This window comes from Nostoc sp. CALU 1950 (assembly GCF_051172895.1).
Lineage (GTDB): Bacteria > Cyanobacteriota > Cyanobacteriia > Cyanobacteriales > Nostocaceae > Nostoc > Nostoc edaphicum_A.
Genome location: NZ_JBDNJQ010000065.1, coordinates 1 through 15,062, shown reverse-complemented (window position 1 = coordinate 15,062; position 15,062 = coordinate 1). Strand labels below are relative to the sequence as shown.

Sequence of the window (15,062 nt, the reverse complement as noted above, 5' to 3'; positions counted from 1 at the left end):
TTTTATATTCTACGACAACGCAGTGGATATGCGGGTATTGTCTGGGTAAGCCGCATGAAGATGCTTGAAGCGATAAGGCAGTATGAAGCGGCACTGTGCCTTATCGCTTTAAGCACAATTAATTAGCCGCCATGTTGCGCCAAATCGTTTATTTCACTGGATGGTAAAGTCCGTCTTTTGCATTCCATTCCCAACCTATGCCCCTTGGGTCGCGGTTACGAGTCCAACTGATAAATTCTTTGGTAGTGAGTTTTTCTCGTGACGGTGCGAGGCTCGACGGACTTAAACCTAGTCGCGGTGCTAGATTTTCAGGGGGCAATGCAAGCAGTTCAACTGGGGAAAGTTGGTATGGGTTAGCTTGTCTTCTTTGTTTGGGTTGACTGTTGTATCTATTTGATGAAATAGCCCGTTCGATGAGTTCTAGCTTTTTGGTCATTGCGTCGAGCTTGGTTTCTAGCTTCAACTCCAGCTGCTTAATTGATTTCTCGCCCTTTGCAACATCGATATCAATATTGCTATCAAACTTGGAGATCAATTCTTCTAAGCCTTGCTGCAAGGCAATTGTATGCCCCTCTCTATGCAGTTTGGATAGTTGGCGTACTGCTGGAATTAAGGCAGTAGGGACGCGAATCATTTCGCTTGGTGGGGTCTTGTGGTCAGCCATTTGATATCAATTTTGATAGCAATGAACTGATTGTAGAGCCAAAGCGTTGCTTGCCGCCGTTAGGCATCGCCCACAAGAATTTTCTTAGAGGAAACGTGATGCCTACGGCAGCAAGCTACGCTCTTGTAGTCAAAAACTGGAAATCGCCTCAAAAATGATGATGATTAAATTAATCTCCGATAGTATCTAAAATTTATGCGTTTAATCAATCGTTTTCAGGGTTTAGCTGTTGCCACTGCGTTAATTGCTCTGTTGGGGTGTTCGCCAGCAGTAACCCAGGTGCCAACACCGACAACAGAAAAACCATTACAGCCAACGCCGATTGTATTTACCTCAATAAGCCCTCACCTGCTTTTGGGAAATCCCAGCAGTGCAACTCCCACAAAGCTTACGCCTGATAATTACCTCATGGTAAAAAATCAATATGCACTCTCGGTAAACCAAACCAAAGGGACTGCGAATTGGGCAAGCTGGCAGCTTAACAAGTTATGGTTAGGGAAAGCAGAGCGCCAGGATAACTTCCGCCCGGACAACACGTTGCCTGCTGGTTGGGTGCGAGTGACTCCTTCTATGTACTCTGGTTCAGGTTATGACCGGGGTCATATTGTACCTTCGGCAGACCGCTCTCTGACGGTAGAGGATAATTCCTCAACTTTCCTCATGACCAACATGATGCCGCAGACACCAGATAACAATAGAAATACATGGGGGAATCTAGAAGACTATTCCCGATATTTGGTAAGCCAGGGAAAAGAACTTTATATCGTAGCTGGGCCTGCGGGAAGTCAAGGTGAACCCCTTAAAGGTAAGGTGACAGTTCCTAAATCAACTTGGAAGATAATTGTGGTTTTAGATAGCCCCGGCTCTGGACTTGATGGTATTACTGCTAATACTCGCGTTATTGCGGTTAATATTCCCAACGAGCAAGAAATCAACAACGATTGGAGAGCTTATAAAGTAAGTGTTGACCAACTCGAAAATTTGACAGGCTATGATTTTCTTTCTAATGTCTCACCAGAGATTCAGTCAGTTATTGAAAACAAGGTAGATTCGTAAACCACTCAAGTTTCTACAACTTTTGTAGACAGTCCGATACTGTCTCCCGATGGAGTTTGACCAATAATATAGACATCAATCTCTATTTTCCCAAGGCGATACACCTGTAGATTACTCAGGTTTTCTTTAAGTGTCTGCACAAGAGCTTGAAATTTGTTGACGGTTGCTTTCTCTTCTTCGCCGTGCCAATCTTCAGGAGTTGTGGACACTTGAAAAAAATCGTCAATCCCCACAACTTTAATGGGTGTGTCTTGAGAATGATTTGTTTGTTGTATAACTTTTTGGGGTGTTGCAGGTGTGATATCTTCCCAAAGAAAAACTTCAAACGGATACTCGGATTCGCTGATCATGAGTAAACCATTCGCTGCTGTACGAAGCTGGTCAATAATTTCTGAATTAGTTTTAGTCATATAGAGAATAATACAGCGAACGCAATAAACTATATCATCCATCTATCTGCTTTTTAGGCAGTATTGGTGAGATTTTTATTCATACCTGTTCTTTCTGAAGGTACAAGACAAATAACTAAAAATGGTGCATTTTAAAAGTAGTGTAAATATCGTAAATTATGGACGCTGCTAAACGCCTTGCTACTCTAAATCGCATCCGCAAACTCAGCCGTTTGATGGATACATCAATACGCATCCCTCTAATAGGTTTTCGCATTGGAATAGACCCAATTATCGGTTTAGTTCCAGGTGCTGGTGATTTAATCAGTACAGCGTTTTCAGCTTACATCATATTTTTAGCTACTCGGTTTGGCATCCCACAGCGAGATTTAGCCAAAATGATTTTTAATGTAGGTTTAGAAACAGTAGTGGGTACTGTGCCTTTAGTAGGTGATTTATTTGATGCTTTTTATAAGTCCAACATTAGGAATTTAGCAATTTTAGAGCAACATTTGACAGTGGTTGAACCAAAACTTCAAGAAGTGTCTGATGAACTTTACTCTCGTGAGTTAAGCCAAGTTTAAGTAAGAAAGTAGATAGAGTTTTCCAGAAATTGCCCTACACAGTATCATCCATCCACCCACATTCCGGGCAATCCCAATGCACCCTTGAGGTGTAGTCGCGGTCAAATTCATATTCGCATTGAGGGCATTTGCCAGTAAACATAGGATGGGTATCTAGCAGTTCTAGCTGTTGCTGTTGCGTCAAGCGCTGCTGTGGTTGCAGTATTAATTCACCGTTGTAGTAGGTTGCCCCCTCCGGTTCCCATAGTTCTACTGGTTCGGCGTTGGGGTCAAGTCGAAAGTCTAAGCAACTATCCCCCTGTGGCCCTGCTGGGTGAACGGCACAGACTATGTGGGGGTAAAGTTACGGAAGCTGTCACCAGGGGCAAGCTAGCCTGTAATTACTACGCCACAAACGTTTCAGCCTTTATGATGATTGGGGATAGCGATGCCTACGGCGGGCTGCGCCTACGCTCATCATTGCTAAAAAGTTCCGATTTCAATTGGAGTCGGAACTAGGGAGCGATTTTTATGTGCCTTTCAAGCTTTTTTATTCACTAAAACCAAATCAAACTGGATAAAGTTCCAACTCCGCAATAAGATTCGGTACTTTCTTCATTACTTTGCCCCTGGTGACAGCTTCCGTAACACTACCCCATGTGGGGGTTGTAAGCGTAGAGGAGACAGCGATCGCAGTCTGGTAATTTCGGCATAGTACCAGTGTACTGCCACAAAACAGCGATGCCTACGGCGGGCTACGCCTACGCACCCTTGAATTGCTGCAATTCGATATTGTACTCTGTATTTAGAGTTCGGGCTTGCAGATGAACATAGGAATAATCGAGCCAAAAAGTAGCGGGTTTTTAGAAGTGATGCCGGAGGGTGAAGGCAGCGACTATTGGCAGATTGCCGCCGTACACATCAATGGTAAAGCTTTCTGCCCTAGCCCGAAGCTTTACCGTTCAGGACAGGTGGCATTAGCAGTGGCTGCACAAATTTATGATTGGATAGCTGAACACGAACACCAAATCAATGATGAGGCTTGCTACTGCTCTGTTTTGAAGCTGACCCTGTGGCAGCAACCGAAAGTATCTTAATCGACCTTGTATTAATAGCTGCTTAGAGTAAGTCAGTAGTCCCGGCCTCAAGTGTGGGGATTTTACTTTGTTGATAGGATGTGATGGCGTACCCGCCTGCTTATGTGCGATCACCTCCGGTGGGCGGTTACGCCATCGCTTCTTTGCCAGACGTAGCCCATCGCATCTAATCTGTGGTTCATGTCATTTTTTCAACTGAGTTAAATCTAAATGATTAATTTGAGCATCAACACAAATCTTAACTTTGTAATCGCTACCGAATAATCTAACTATTACCAATTCTTAAATATTAGCTTTTATGCTGAATATTATTTATCAGCAAAGGTGAGACGTGAGTTTAAAAAAACTTTTTCTTGTGGCTCTGGGACTGCTTATAGCAATAGTAGTTGGTATTTTTACAGACAATAAAGTAATTGCTCAATCTGCCACTGATTTGGCTTTAGCCTTATATCATGCGCCTATTCACTATCAAGACACAGACAGTACTAAGTATAGTGCAGACTACATCACGCGATTTGATTATGATAGCGATTGGCGAGGAACAAATAACTGGGATAACCTTTTTCAATTTCCTCTCTCCTCTCATGGTTACTATTCTGTAGCTGAAACTTGTACTCATTGGTTCATTACATATTCCTTTTACCATCCTCAAGACTGGACTGATATTCCTTTTGATCAAGAACACGAAAATGATTTAGAGGGTTTACTTACAATTGTCCGTAAGGACGGTTCAGCTTTTGGTAAATTAGAAGGCGTTGTCACTGTATTTCATAACGATTTCTACTCTTACACTCCAACTGGTAGTCCTTTACGTAATGGTGCAGAAAGTATTGATGGCACACTGACAATGAATAGTTACAGTGGTTCATTGCACCCATTAACAACTCAAGAAGCTAAAGGTCATGGATTAAAAGCTTGGCCTTATGCTGGAAACTTTAAAGGCTCTAGCAGTGAAGATGGGATTATTTACTATCCTTCCCAAACTACAGCAGAACTTCCAGCTTCAGGGAATGACCGCGATGTACAGTATCAATTGCTTGATGTGTTTGCTGAAGCAGGAATGTGGCAACATCAATTAAATGAAGCTTCTTTATCAAGTTCTTCTGCCTTAACTTTCGCTAGTTGGGGAACTTTCAAGGGAGATTCGAGTGGTGGGTGTGGCGCTGGTACACCAACTTGCAGTACAAATTCTGCTAATACCCCTTGGGGTTGGGATGATTCAAATGATGGTGCAGTATATAAAGGTGAAATGGCTTTAGACCCTGCTCACCTAACTGATGTTTATTTTGATGGGCTTGGCACTTTTGATACTGCATACATCCGCAACCAATTTATTCAAGGATTGAAAGACAGAGGATATAATTCTGCAAATCTTCCTCAAGGTTGGCCTACTCAAATCAATCTTAATTCTCTGATTGGCAAACTCAAAAATCAATGCTCATAACCATAAATAAATTTTATGACTAACGAGATTACGGAAAAATCTTAAACAAGCCTCCAATGGTTTGTTAATAGACTTCTTGCAGAAGTCTAATGATGAGTGAGTCAGAGTATTCATTTGAAGTTTTTTGTGGTCTAATCAAGCTCAAGAACCAATAACCGCTCAAAAACTTCTCCAGTTAACAGGACATTAACTTGCACTACAATTTATCTCACGTACATTGAAGACGTTTTTGTAAACTACCCCACACAGTTTTATTCCTCCCACGAGTGCGATCGCCACTCATCAGCATTTACAAGTGTTCAGGTAGTGTCGATAAGAGAGGAAACATCAGCGAAATACCAACCTCACAAGTAATTGATTATACATTGTATAATAGAGGTGTTATTTTTACATTATTTGTGAGGAACTGAAAAAGGTTGTATGAAACTAGTTAAAAAAATTTTAGCAATATGTTTTCTATTATTTGGTATTCCATTTTCTGCTGTGATGATTCTAGAAATTATCAATCCCAAAACTCCCGCTCAAGAAAAAGAAAATGATGTAGCTGCTTTAACTATTTTTACTATTCCGTCAACCATTATAGGAGGCTGGTTGAGTTGGTCTTTAGTACAGCAGAATCGAAAGGAAAAAGCATTACTTCTGGAATCAGAACAAAAGCGTCTTCAGTTAGTGTTCTTAGAATTAATTGAGCAAAATACTGGCAGAATAACGGTATTGCAACTGGCGAAAAATGCGGAAATATCAACTCAGTTAGCTAAACAATATTTAGATGAGAAAGCCAAGGAACTTAATGCTGATTTTGAAGTAAATGAAGAGGGAAATGTTTTGTATCATTTCTCTTGATACCCTTTTAGGGACTTAATCATAAATAAAATTACTTCTCAAAAGCGAAATTATGATTAAATTTGTCTGGAAGAATGTGATTTAAGGATTTTCATAGTACCAGTGTACTGCTTTGAAGCAAGCGATGCCTGCGGCGGGCTACGCCTACGCTCTTGAAGCTGGCTTTTCCTCTAAGAATTTCAGAAGGGCGATCGCAACAGAAGTGCAACTTTTCCTCGCTTGTATTTTATCGGTGACAGCGTTTGTTTATCAAATATGCGATCGCGTAAAGCGCTTTCACCTGCATTTATGCGGTAGTTCGCACAGAGACTGTCATTTCTGAGTTGATTTGTGTTTTACTTTGCCTGAAAGTGCTGTGGCATTCCCCCAGATGCCAAGAGCTAGTATTCCTAAGATAAAGGATGGTTCAGGGATAGATGCAATTCTGCGAAACTCAATTGGCGTGTTGACAATCAAATTACCGTTGGCAGCGAAAATTTGGTCTAACGATTTAACACCGTTATTCAAGAAAGTTACATTAGAAACTACCTTGCCACCAGTACTTGTTGGGCAACCATTTGGGGCGTTAGTGCCTATGTAGCGATTCGGTTCCCAGGTGAGTGAGAGGTCACAGCTTGTTGTAGCTATATTGCTAATGTTAATGATTCGCTGTTGTTCTGGTTGATTACATAACCCACTTAAAATATCACTGTTGACAAAGCTACGAACGCTGAGATTTACTACAGAATTACCCTCACTAAAAGAATAAAACCTGATACGCTCGAAAACAGTACTTTGCTGTTCTAGATAGACATTTTGTGAATTAGAGAATAAGTTGTCATCGTCTAGTGGCACACTACAGTTAGACATGGTGATGAGTGGAGCAGTAGGATTAGAAGCTACCTGTTGAGCATTATCAAAAAAACCTGTAAACCACTGTGCTACTTCCTTAACCTGTGTTGAAAGTGGTGGAGCAAAAGCAACAGCACGACTGGGAAATACTAATACTGTAAGTAAAAAGGTCAGAGAATATACCTTTAGATTAGTCATACATTAGTTGAAATAGTGTTGTATTTCCCTACACAGTATCATCCATCCAGCCACAGACGGGGCAGTCCCAATGTACCCGTGCTGTATAATCGCGCTCAAACGTAAATCCGCATTGAGGGCATTTGCCAGTAAACATAGGATGGGTATCTAGCAGTTCTAGCTGTTGCTGTTGCGTCAATCGCTGCTGTGGTTGCAGTATTAATTCGCCGTTGTAATAGCTTGCCCCCTCCGGTTCCCACATTTCCACAGGTTCGGCGTTGGGGTCTTCTCGAAAGTCCAAGCAGCTATCACCGTCTACCCCATCAGGGTGAACGACACAGACGAGGTGAGGATTATGTGAGTAGAGGAGACAGCGATCGCATTGAGGAATTTTCGGCATAGTATCAGTTATACACCCTACTTTTTCCTAAAGGAATATCTAGTTTCTCTCAGGTTTAGGGCAGATACCGATTCATCCTTACCCAATCTTGAGCAGATTTCCTGGCGCAAGGACATTGTTCACGGATTGGGTGCTAGATAGCATAGTAGAACAAAATCTCAATACTTAGATAGAAGTTGAACTTTTTTTGAAAGTTTACTATTCCTAATAAAAATCTCTCTCTCTCTCTCTCTCTCTCTCTCATGGCTTTTGATTATTCTTTAGACTTTAAAAATATTGATTTTCGCCAACATCCTGAACTCTATCGTGTTGGCAAGGGTGAGCAGGGTGTACTTTTGGTAGAACCATACAAATCAGAAATTCTTCCTTACTGGCGCTTCAAAACTCCTGATATTGCTAAAGAGTCAAGTGAAAAAATCTACTATATGTTTCTTGTGTATCTAGAACAAGATGATTTTGTTGGCGCAGATATGGCACGAAAGTTTATCCAAATGGGTTATACTCGCTCTCGCCGTTATGCTAATCATAAAAGCGGCAGGAAGTATAAAGAAAATTCGGAAACTTCAGATTCCAAAAAAGAGATTCTTCCCTATGAAGTAGACCCAGTTAAAGCCGAGTCAGCAGCAATATTTAAAGCGAAGTGGGTACAAGCAAAGACAAATAATAAATATCAAGAGCTTTTAGCCAAACATAAGCAGATGTATGAAGTAGCTAGTACTCTGTCAACTTGAAATTAAGTAACTTTCGTAGGGTGTGTTATGCCGTAGGCTAATGCACCTTCCAAGGTATTATCGCTCCTTTTGAGATTTTCTTGCTTGAATTCTAGGTAATAACTTTGTTAAGCTGCGCTTTCCTCTTTACGAGACGCGCTTACGCGAATGCTTAAACGGCATCGCACTCTAACAAAACAATAGCGCCCACCTAAATACAGGCAGGCGCTATTCAAATAATTTCAATTCAGGGAAAAAATATAGTGAAATGAGTTCCCTGATTTTTACTATTAATTAATTCTAATTTCATTGATTACACAGCACTGCGACGATTTAGCAAGTTCCACAAGAAAACAGCGACAATTGCGCCAAGAACCGCTACTGCAATACCAGGAATGCTGAGTGTGGGGGCGGCTAATGTCAAGGTTCCTGTACTGAAGAATACACCCAAACTACCACCAACAAAAGCACCAATAATTCCTAATAAGATTGTTCCGAGAATTCCGCCACCTTGATGACCGGGGTAGATAGCCTTTGCAATAGCACCAGCAATTAGACCTAAAACAATCCAAGCAAGAATATTCATTGTTTTAATTTTATAAACGTTTTTTACCAACAAATACACAATACCAATCCAAACATTGACATTCAATCTATCAACAGAACCAATTATTAATAACCTTGAGGATGAATGCTGTTACTTCTGGTGATATACCCCCCTAACTGAGATGGATAATAAATAAAAAAGCTCCTAGTAGGTCTAAAACTAGGAGCTAATCAATTCATTGCTTGATAATCGCAGTATATGTATTTTTAATGATTTTTTTCATCTACTGGAAGAATTAAGCTCCAGTTGAAAGCAGATACTCTTGTGCGATGGTATCTTCCTCGCTTGAATTTTCTGGGGGCGAACGCTCCCGCTAGTAACTTTGTGTTAATTGTTCTACCAGTTGCAGTAGGTTTTTCTCAATTTGTCCAAGAGCTTCTGGGGCAGAAGTTTTATCTATATCGTGAACAAGCCAATATTCAATCATGTCCGCCCATTGGGGAAAACGCTCGTTCATTAGTGGTCGGTGTTCAAATTCATCTAGGGCAATAATTTTAGTAGCTGATTGAAAATCTGGCTCACTTGCTGGCAGTGGCAACCGTTCATCATCTGGTAGGTTCACCAAGCGCACTGCTAAAGCCTCAAGCGCATACCGAGAAATCGCCCCCACATTGTTTACACCCCTCTCAAGTGCCAAACCTCGTGAATCAGCCTGCCAATCTAACCCCTGCTTAGTAGCCAACCAATTAAATAGATGTTCAGCAAAGCGGCTGCGGTAGTAGTTGCCTGTACAAAGGAACAAGATTTTATTCATTGAGTTGACCAAATGATTTTAAGTAAGCCTACGGGCTTTGTACTGGTAAATAGGGTAATTTGCAAGATATCCAGGCTACTTTTCACTCTCATTAGATGGGTGCGATGGGGCGATGCCGAAGGTGGGCGGGTACGCCATCGCAATTACCATGACACTCAAATGGCTTTTGTTTACTGCATAGGTATGAAAATTAGAATAATTAACATCAATATTACAAACCCATGAAACAAAAAAATTATTGAATTATCTTTAATAAAATTTTTTCTATATTTACCAAATGGTATTTGAATATTAATGTTTTGACTATTTTCTAGATATGTATTTTGTATATATTCTAGGATGTTGGTAGAGCGTTCAACATGATTGAGTTGAACTCTTCTATACAAGTAATCAAGGATTACAAAAAGTATAATGGCAACTATTCCAATATATAAAAATGCTTTGTTTTTGTATTGAAATGTCAAACCAACAAGCAGAGATACTAAAGTAATAGACCAACCTTTAATGGTAAATTGAGTAGAATCAAGATTGCTAATTCTACTTTGGTCTACTTCCAGAGTCTTAATTAAAATTTCATAAACCTCATTTGATTTCATAGCTTCAATACTCAAATAACTAAGTTTTAAAAAGTAAAATTACCCTTAATAGTGAAATAATAAACTAATATGCCTTGCTGGTACAGGAGATACAGCCATGACCTACACCATGCACAACGCTCTAGAAGTAGCAAAGCTGGCTGCTACTGACATTGAAGCGTGGCTGCGCTCTAAACCAGAAACTATTAGCGTTGTTAATGTTGAGGATGAACCAGACTACCAGCGCCGCGATATTGACCTCATTTGGACAACGCAGACGGGTGAAATCTTAATTGAGATTAAGGGCGACAGATGGAATAAAACTCGTAACTTGTTCTTCGAGACACACAGCAACCTAGAGAAAGGAACCCCCGGCTGCTTCATGTACACTGAGGCAGATTGGCTGTTTTACTATTTCGTCAACACCCGCCAACTGTACAGGCTACCAATGCCCAAAACGCGGGAGTGGTTTCACATCACCATGAAGCGGTTTCGGGAACGCTCGACTACAACGCCAGTGGGGAATAGCTATTACACCACTGTGGGGCGACTCGTGCCGATTACTACGGTCATGTTGGAAGTAGCGGGGATTAAGATGGAGCAGCTGTAGGGGTGGGATGGGGCGATCCGCGTAGCTTAACAGGGCGATTGAGCAGTTGATTATGACTTGCGTAGGCGTAGCCCGCCGTAGGCATCGCTCCTCAGAATTTACCAACCGTTTTGAGACAGCATTAGGTAAAGTAGCAGTAATTTGATTGTGTTTATCCTTCATTCAAGCAAGGAAAGCGATCGCCCCACCCAATTCTTAGAGGAAACCAAGCGATCGCTCATTGCTCTTCCATACTTAAGAAGTTGTCAGAAATTAAAGCAATCACTTCCAGCGGCCGTTATATTATCGCTTATCCGATTTTAAAAAAATCTACCAAGTTATAAAACTCAATTATAGAAACAATTTAAACCTATTGTTAATCTGATAATAAGTTTGTTAAATCCATACCAAATATAAAATAAGGATTTTGGCATTCTTCTGGAATATCATTCATTGATTCACTATTTTCTTGCAGATATTTACTATTACTCTCTTGATGCCTTTTAAGTTTTTGATGTATGGGTGAAGATTTATCTTTTTTACCGCTATTAATATAGTTTAAAATATCTTCCCTTAACTTCTTCAATCTATTATGAGTAGCTAAAGGATTATCTGAAGATAGAGTATAAGCTGTTCTATAGTCATGCCCAGCTTCTCTTAATCTCTTCCATTCTTGGTATCTGGACTTTTGATTTAATGGTTCCATTGGATTAAATCTATCGCTGTGATTGCCAGTATATTTAAATTAGTTTAATTATTATATATTACCTACCTGGATAATGCCTTATTTTTCTACAGCAGACATTGGATCATACATCAAGCGCATAACACCATTCGAGAACATGAAAACCACCAACGCGATCACTCTCTCCAATCAAGAGAGGAAACTTTATATGTAGGTTATGATGAGCGTAGGCGTAGCCCACCGCAGGTATCGCAGTCAAGAAAATTGACATAGTTTTTCTATAATTTCCTCATATATAATTTTCATGTACATTGTTTCGCCTTATTTAACAAAGTAGTTTAAGATGAAGTGGAATTTATTTAAAGCGATCGCTGACGGTTCATTCGGTAAGCAATCAGAAAATCACTGATCTACCAACAGGTTGTCCCCACTTCTATTCCAGTTTTGATCGCTCTTCTTGATGATTCGCTGTAACACCTGCCTTAAAACACTGAGATGTAAAAATACACTGGGGGGTTTGAGTAGGTGCATCACTTCTAAGAAAAGCTTGTGGATGTCAGGGCTTTCAGCAGCCAGCAGCAACACTTGATCTAGATAGTACTGCATGAGTTGCGTCATCCAATTGGGTCGTCCGCCCACAGTAGTATGCCAGCGAAAATCTTCACCTGTTGCCATCAACCAGGGAACTGTAATTCTTTTGCTAAGTTGCTTTTGAAAGCTTTGGGATAGCCCGACTAAATTTCCGTCAGCATGGCGAGATAATTGCTTACTCAAAGACTCATCTAACGTCAATGCACCTAAAGCCGCAGTGGTCATGCCTTGTCCATAGACGGGATTGAAAGCACAAACAGCATCACCTATTACCACAAACCCTGATGGCAATCTCGACAGTTTTTCATAGTGAAGCCACCTATTTTCCGTGCGGTGATAGGCTCTCACGGGCGAAATGGCTTGAGCATCTTTAATTGCTTCGTAGATAATTGGATTGCGTAAGCTTCGAGCAAAATCTAAAAAGCCAACTTCGTTAGTTGGTGGATAATCTCGACCAATTCCAGCAAGTGTAACTATCCAACGATTTCCTTCGACCGCAAACATCACACCACTGCGTGTACCGGGCGCTTTTGCCGTTACCAATACACCTTGCCAATCAGCCTGAAAGTTTTCTGGAAGTTGATATAAGCGACTAGCGTAGCCCAAAAAGGAATTAATCACAGTTTCTTTGGGTGGTGTATAACCCATTGCTTCTAACCACCGAGGAGCGAGAGAATTACGTCCGCTAGCATCTACTACTAAATCAGCAGTGAAATCTGTTTGTCTATGGGAGGTATCTTGCCTCTCATCAAATTTTCGGCGTACCTGCACACCCGTGACCTGAGTTTTGTTGGGGTTCCATAGCAATCCAGTAACAATTGCTGCTTGTACAAATACAACACGGTTATTAGCAGCTAATCGACGGCGGATAATCCATTCCAGCAAATTCCGACTTAAACTGTAGATATTCAAATCGGAACTAAAGCGGGGTGTCCATCCTCCTAAGCCATACCACAGGCAACCAGCGCTAGCGTTAATGGCGACTGCGCCGGATGCCGCTAATTCAGTTTGGATACCTGGAAAAAGCTGTTCTAAGATATCCAAACCCCGTTTGAGTAAGATGTGGAAATGATGAGCTTGGGGTACACCAGGACGCTGTTCTGGTTGAGCGCTCAAATGATCGCGTTCGATAATTGTTACCCGGTTAAAGTATTTAGTCAGCACTTGCGCTGCTAGCAGTCCAGCGATACTTCCTCCAATGACAAGAGCGTGGCGTTCGTTTGGTTGGGTTATAGTTGAATCGAACATCTGATATCCATTCCATAGTTACAGACTCTCATCTGAACATACAACAGGTGATACTTCAATTATCCACAACGTACCAGTATCTCCGATGCGATGCCAACGGTTCATGGCGGGTACGCCATCGCACCCCGTTCTTAGAGGAAACCCAAAAGCGATCGATCGCCCTCACCCCCCCCTTCGCCCAAGCCAAGCATCGGAATCTGCCGCCCTTTTTCAAAGAGGAAAGCTCTTTATATGGGGGGATAGGGAGAATAACTGTTAACTGTTGACTGACAAGGTAGCCGTACTAGTTGTTTGAGGAACTGGCTTGATTGAGAAGGTCAATAGCATCTTGGTCGAGATTTATATTGACAGCTTTGATGATATCGTTGAGTTGCTCAACATTTGTTGCACTAACAATAGGAGCGGTAATGGTAGGATTAGCAATGAGCCACGCTAGAGAAACTTGGGTGGGAGTAGAATTATAAGTCTTTGCCACTTGGTCAATTGCCTCTAGAATTCGTAAACCACGAGGGTTTAAATATCTTTTTACAGAACTACCACGCAGACTAATAGACAAATCTTTTTCTGAGCGATATTTACCAGAGAGAAAGCCACTGCACAAAGAGGAATAGCTAATCACACCAATTGAGTGTTCTTGGCAAATTTGTTGTAAATCCTGCTCATAACCATCTCGGTCATACAAGTTATAACGGGGCTGAAGGCTTTCGTAGCGAGGATAGCCATGTTGACGGCTAATTTCTAATGCCCTCCGCAAACGCTCTGCACTATAATTTGAAGCACCAATCGCACGTACTTTTCCTTGACGAATCAATTCTGCGTAGGTTTCAAGAGTTTTTTCAAGTGGAGTGCTTTCATCAAAGACAATATGCTATTTAAAATGCGATAAAACTATCGAGAAACAGTATTTTAAGAGGCACACGTAGATTATCATGGAAAATCATCCAAAATCAAGTCTTCTTATCGTAATGGTCAAATACCTCTGCCAATCCAAGAGACAACTTTTAGCAAGCGTTCGTTAAGCACGTCCAATAATGGGCGGTTGTTACACACACCAGTCTGATTGCTATTAGTGAGAATGTAGTGGTGCAATATATTGCACTGTTACAAAAGCTAAATACAGAGGTAAACTATGTTTCCTTTTTGGGGTAATCCTTGTTATGGAAGCGAACCCATTTCGCACAAAGCTAGCTTAGAGCGGAAATTAAAATTCTTGATTTGGATACGAGATGATTTAGAGTCCAAACTGGCTGGCATTAATGCTTCTATTGATACCATTCGGCAGCAAATAGAACGCTCCGATTCAGCTGTTTAGAACTTAGTTCTTGCAGACATTTGTACTTAAGCTGATTGTAAATATGAAAGTGACTGGGGGGTGTACATAGGCTACAAAGCGTGTTGTAGGTCTTTGTGCAGCGCTCTGTCACTTTCATAGCGCACAAAAAACGAAGCCCAGTTTTTTGTGCTGGTGACTAGCAGAGTTGATTAATATCTGGAAGTTAGAGCCGTAATCGTCTGAAAGTGCCAAAACTTATAGAAATGAAAAATATTATCTCGATTGTTTGGAATAACTGGTTAAAACCGCACAAAGAATCTGTTTTACTATTTGACTCAACTGCTGCCGCTAGTGAAATTGCCCTAATGCTTAACGGTGAATGGGATGGCTGTAATGGTGTAATTGTGGCTTCCGGTGATGAGGTAGCTGTTAACACTGCTGCCAAATTATTAGAAGCTACATGGTGTTATCAAGGCGCTTCAAAAGCTGTTTTAGGCAGAGTAACAACTGAACGCCTTATGTGAGATGGGGTAGCAAAAAAGAAGGGGAAACCCCAAGATAAAGGT

Annotated in this window: 23 protein-coding genes and 1 pseudogene; 12 read left to right on the top strand and 12 right to left on the bottom strand. The window is 41.1% G+C overall.

The genetic code is table 11. The features are described 5' to 3' along the window. Window positions 1–148: 148 nt before the first annotated feature. A complete protein-coding gene (locus tag ABF638_RS18485; RefSeq protein ID WP_435024476.1) occupies window positions 149–664 on the bottom strand; it encodes a hypothetical protein in 516 nt (171 codons plus the stop codon). A gap of 195 nt (window positions 665–859) precedes the next feature. On the opposite strand from ABF638_RS18485, the gene ABF638_RS18480 reads away from it, so the two are divergent. Continuing rightward, window positions 860–1,720 (top strand): DNA/RNA non-specific endonuclease, encoded by an 861-nt coding sequence (locus tag ABF638_RS18480; RefSeq protein ID WP_435024474.1) that lies wholly within the window; start codon window positions 860–862, stop codon window positions 1,718–1,720. A gap of 5 nt (window positions 1,721–1,725) precedes the next feature. On the opposite strand, the gene ABF638_RS18475 is transcribed toward ABF638_RS18480, so the two are convergent. Beyond that, a complete protein-coding gene (locus ABF638_RS18475; protein ID WP_435024472.1) occupies window positions 1,726–2,130 on the bottom strand; it encodes a nuclease A inhibitor family protein in 405 nt (134 codons plus the stop codon). A 158-nt stretch (window positions 2,131–2,288) separates the two neighbouring features. On the opposite strand from ABF638_RS18475, the gene ABF638_RS18470 reads away from it, so the two are divergent. Further along, a complete protein-coding gene (locus ABF638_RS18470) occupies window positions 2,289–2,693 on the top strand; it encodes a DUF4112 domain-containing protein (protein WP_435024470.1) in 405 nt (134 codons plus the stop codon). A 34-nt stretch (window positions 2,694–2,727) separates the two neighbouring features. On the opposite strand, the gene ABF638_RS18465 is transcribed toward ABF638_RS18470, so the two are convergent. Further along, window positions 2,728–3,024 carry a hypothetical protein gene (locus tag ABF638_RS18465; RefSeq protein ID WP_435024527.1) on the bottom strand — a complete coding sequence of 99 codons (297 nt, stop codon included), beginning with the start codon at window positions 3,022–3,024 and terminating at the stop codon, window positions 2,728–2,730. Here ABF638_RS18465 and ABF638_RS18460 point away from each other — a divergent pair. The 5 genes from ABF638_RS18460 to ABF638_RS18440 all read left to right on the top strand — a co-directional run bounded on the left by ABF638_RS18460 (window position 2,919) and on the right by ABF638_RS18440 (window position 6,378). Further along, complete coding sequence (locus ABF638_RS18460; RefSeq protein WP_435024525.1) at window positions 2,919–3,191, top strand: hypothetical protein; 273 nt, start codon at window positions 2,919–2,921, stop codon at window positions 3,189–3,191. The two genes, ABF638_RS18465 and ABF638_RS18460, sit on opposite strands and share 106 nt — an antisense overlap. A 305-nt stretch (window positions 3,192–3,496) precedes the next feature. Then, a complete protein-coding gene (locus ABF638_RS18455) occupies window positions 3,497–3,769 on the top strand; it encodes a hypothetical protein (RefSeq protein WP_163926664.1) in 273 nt (90 codons plus the stop codon). 331 nt (window positions 3,770–4,100) lie between these two features. Continuing rightward, the gene (locus tag ABF638_RS18450) at window positions 4,101–5,213 is read left to right on the top strand and encodes a hypothetical protein (RefSeq protein WP_435024468.1); all 1,113 of its coding nucleotides are present in this window, start codon (window positions 4,101–4,103) and stop codon (window positions 5,211–5,213) included. Window positions 5,214–5,633: 420 nt separating this feature from the next. Continuing rightward, window positions 5,634–6,056 (top strand): hypothetical protein, encoded by a 423-nt coding sequence (locus tag ABF638_RS18445; protein ID WP_435024466.1) that lies wholly within the window; start codon window positions 5,634–5,636, stop codon window positions 6,054–6,056. 112 nt (window positions 6,057–6,168) lie between these two features. Beyond that, entirely contained in the window at window positions 6,169–6,378 is a 210-nt protein-coding gene (locus ABF638_RS18440) for a hypothetical protein (RefSeq protein ID WP_435024464.1), read from the top strand. Here ABF638_RS18440 and ABF638_RS18435 read toward each other — a convergent pair. Together ABF638_RS18435 and ABF638_RS18430 are read right to left on the bottom strand one after the other, a co-directional pair. After that, window positions 6,369–7,085 carry a chromophore lyase CpcT/CpeT gene (locus tag ABF638_RS18435; RefSeq protein ID WP_435024462.1) on the bottom strand — a complete coding sequence of 239 codons (717 nt, stop codon included), beginning with the start codon at window positions 7,083–7,085 and terminating at the stop codon, window positions 6,369–6,371. The two genes, ABF638_RS18440 and ABF638_RS18435, sit on opposite strands and share 10 nt — an antisense overlap. Window positions 7,086–7,113: 28 nt before the next feature. Continuing rightward, complete coding sequence (locus ABF638_RS18430; RefSeq protein WP_435024460.1) at window positions 7,114–7,464, bottom strand: hypothetical protein; 351 nt, start codon at window positions 7,462–7,464, stop codon at window positions 7,114–7,116. A gap of 242 nt (window positions 7,465–7,706) precedes the next feature. Between ABF638_RS18430 and ABF638_RS18425 the strand changes: the two genes are divergently transcribed. Then, entirely contained in the window at window positions 7,707–8,195 is a 489-nt protein-coding gene (locus ABF638_RS18425; protein ID WP_435024458.1) for a DUF4385 domain-containing protein, read from the top strand. A gap of 292 nt (window positions 8,196–8,487) precedes the next feature. Here ABF638_RS18425 and ABF638_RS18420 read toward each other — a convergent pair whose 3' ends face one another. The 3 genes from ABF638_RS18420 to ABF638_RS18410 all read right to left on the bottom strand — a co-directional run bounded on the left by ABF638_RS18420 (window position 8,488) and on the right by ABF638_RS18410 (window position 10,131). Beyond that, window positions 8,488–8,760, bottom strand: coding sequence for a GlsB/YeaQ/YmgE family stress response membrane protein (locus ABF638_RS18420; RefSeq protein ID WP_069068080.1), 273 nt, complete (start codon window positions 8,758–8,760; stop codon window positions 8,488–8,490). Between the two features lie 334 nt (window positions 8,761–9,094). After that, a complete protein-coding gene (locus tag ABF638_RS18415) occupies window positions 9,095–9,535 on the bottom strand; it encodes a low molecular weight phosphatase family protein (protein WP_435024455.1) in 441 nt (146 codons plus the stop codon). Between the two features lie 170 nt (window positions 9,536–9,705). Then, window positions 9,706–10,131 carry a hypothetical protein gene (locus tag ABF638_RS18410; RefSeq protein WP_435024453.1) on the bottom strand — a complete coding sequence of 142 codons (426 nt, stop codon included), beginning with the start codon at window positions 10,129–10,131 and terminating at the stop codon, window positions 9,706–9,708. A 97-nt stretch (window positions 10,132–10,228) separates the two neighbouring features. Here ABF638_RS18410 and ABF638_RS18405 point away from each other — a divergent pair, with 97 nt between their 5' ends. Further along, window positions 10,229–10,720 (top strand): hypothetical protein, encoded by a 492-nt coding sequence (locus ABF638_RS18405; RefSeq protein WP_435024451.1) that lies wholly within the window; start codon window positions 10,229–10,231, stop codon window positions 10,718–10,720. A 355-nt stretch (window positions 10,721–11,075) separates the two neighbouring features. Here the strand turns inward: ABF638_RS18405 and ABF638_RS18400 are convergent, their stop codons facing one another. From ABF638_RS18400 to ABF638_RS18390, 3 genes are all read right to left on the bottom strand, one after another. Further along, the gene (locus ABF638_RS18400) at window positions 11,076–11,405 is read right to left on the bottom strand and encodes a hypothetical protein (RefSeq protein ID WP_435024449.1); all 330 of its coding nucleotides are present in this window, start codon (window positions 11,403–11,405) and stop codon (window positions 11,076–11,078) included. Between the two features lie 103 nt (window positions 11,406–11,508). Further along, a complete protein-coding gene (locus tag ABF638_RS18395) occupies window positions 11,509–11,655 on the bottom strand; it encodes a hypothetical protein (protein WP_435024447.1) in 147 nt (48 codons plus the stop codon). Between the two features lie 131 nt (window positions 11,656–11,786). Then, a complete protein-coding gene (locus ABF638_RS18390; protein ID WP_435024445.1) occupies window positions 11,787–13,223 on the bottom strand; it encodes an FAD-dependent oxidoreductase in 1,437 nt (478 codons plus the stop codon). Here ABF638_RS18390 and ABF638_RS18385 point away from each other — a divergent pair. Further along, window positions 13,211–13,489, top strand: a complete 279-nt coding sequence (locus tag ABF638_RS18385; RefSeq protein ID WP_435024443.1) for a hypothetical protein — start codon at window positions 13,211–13,213, stop codon at window positions 13,487–13,489. The genes ABF638_RS18390 and ABF638_RS18385 overlap by 13 nt on opposite strands. A 17-nt stretch (window positions 13,490–13,506) precedes the next feature. Here the strand turns inward: ABF638_RS18385 and ABF638_RS18380 are convergent. Next, window positions 13,507–14,079: pseudogene (locus ABF638_RS18380) on the bottom strand (aldo/keto reductase); the annotation flags it as partial. A gap of 273 nt (window positions 14,080–14,352) precedes the next feature. Here ABF638_RS18380 and ABF638_RS18375 point away from each other — a divergent pair. Both ABF638_RS18375 and ABF638_RS18370 read left to right on the top strand, forming a co-directional pair. Continuing rightward, window positions 14,353–14,535, top strand: a complete 183-nt coding sequence (locus tag ABF638_RS18375) for a hypothetical protein (protein ID WP_435024441.1) — start codon at window positions 14,353–14,355, stop codon at window positions 14,533–14,535. A 224-nt stretch (window positions 14,536–14,759) separates the two neighbouring features. Next, window positions 14,760–15,020, top strand: coding sequence for a hypothetical protein (locus ABF638_RS18370; protein ID WP_435024439.1), 261 nt, complete (start codon window positions 14,760–14,762; stop codon window positions 15,018–15,020). Window positions 15,021–15,062 lie beyond the last annotated feature (42 nt).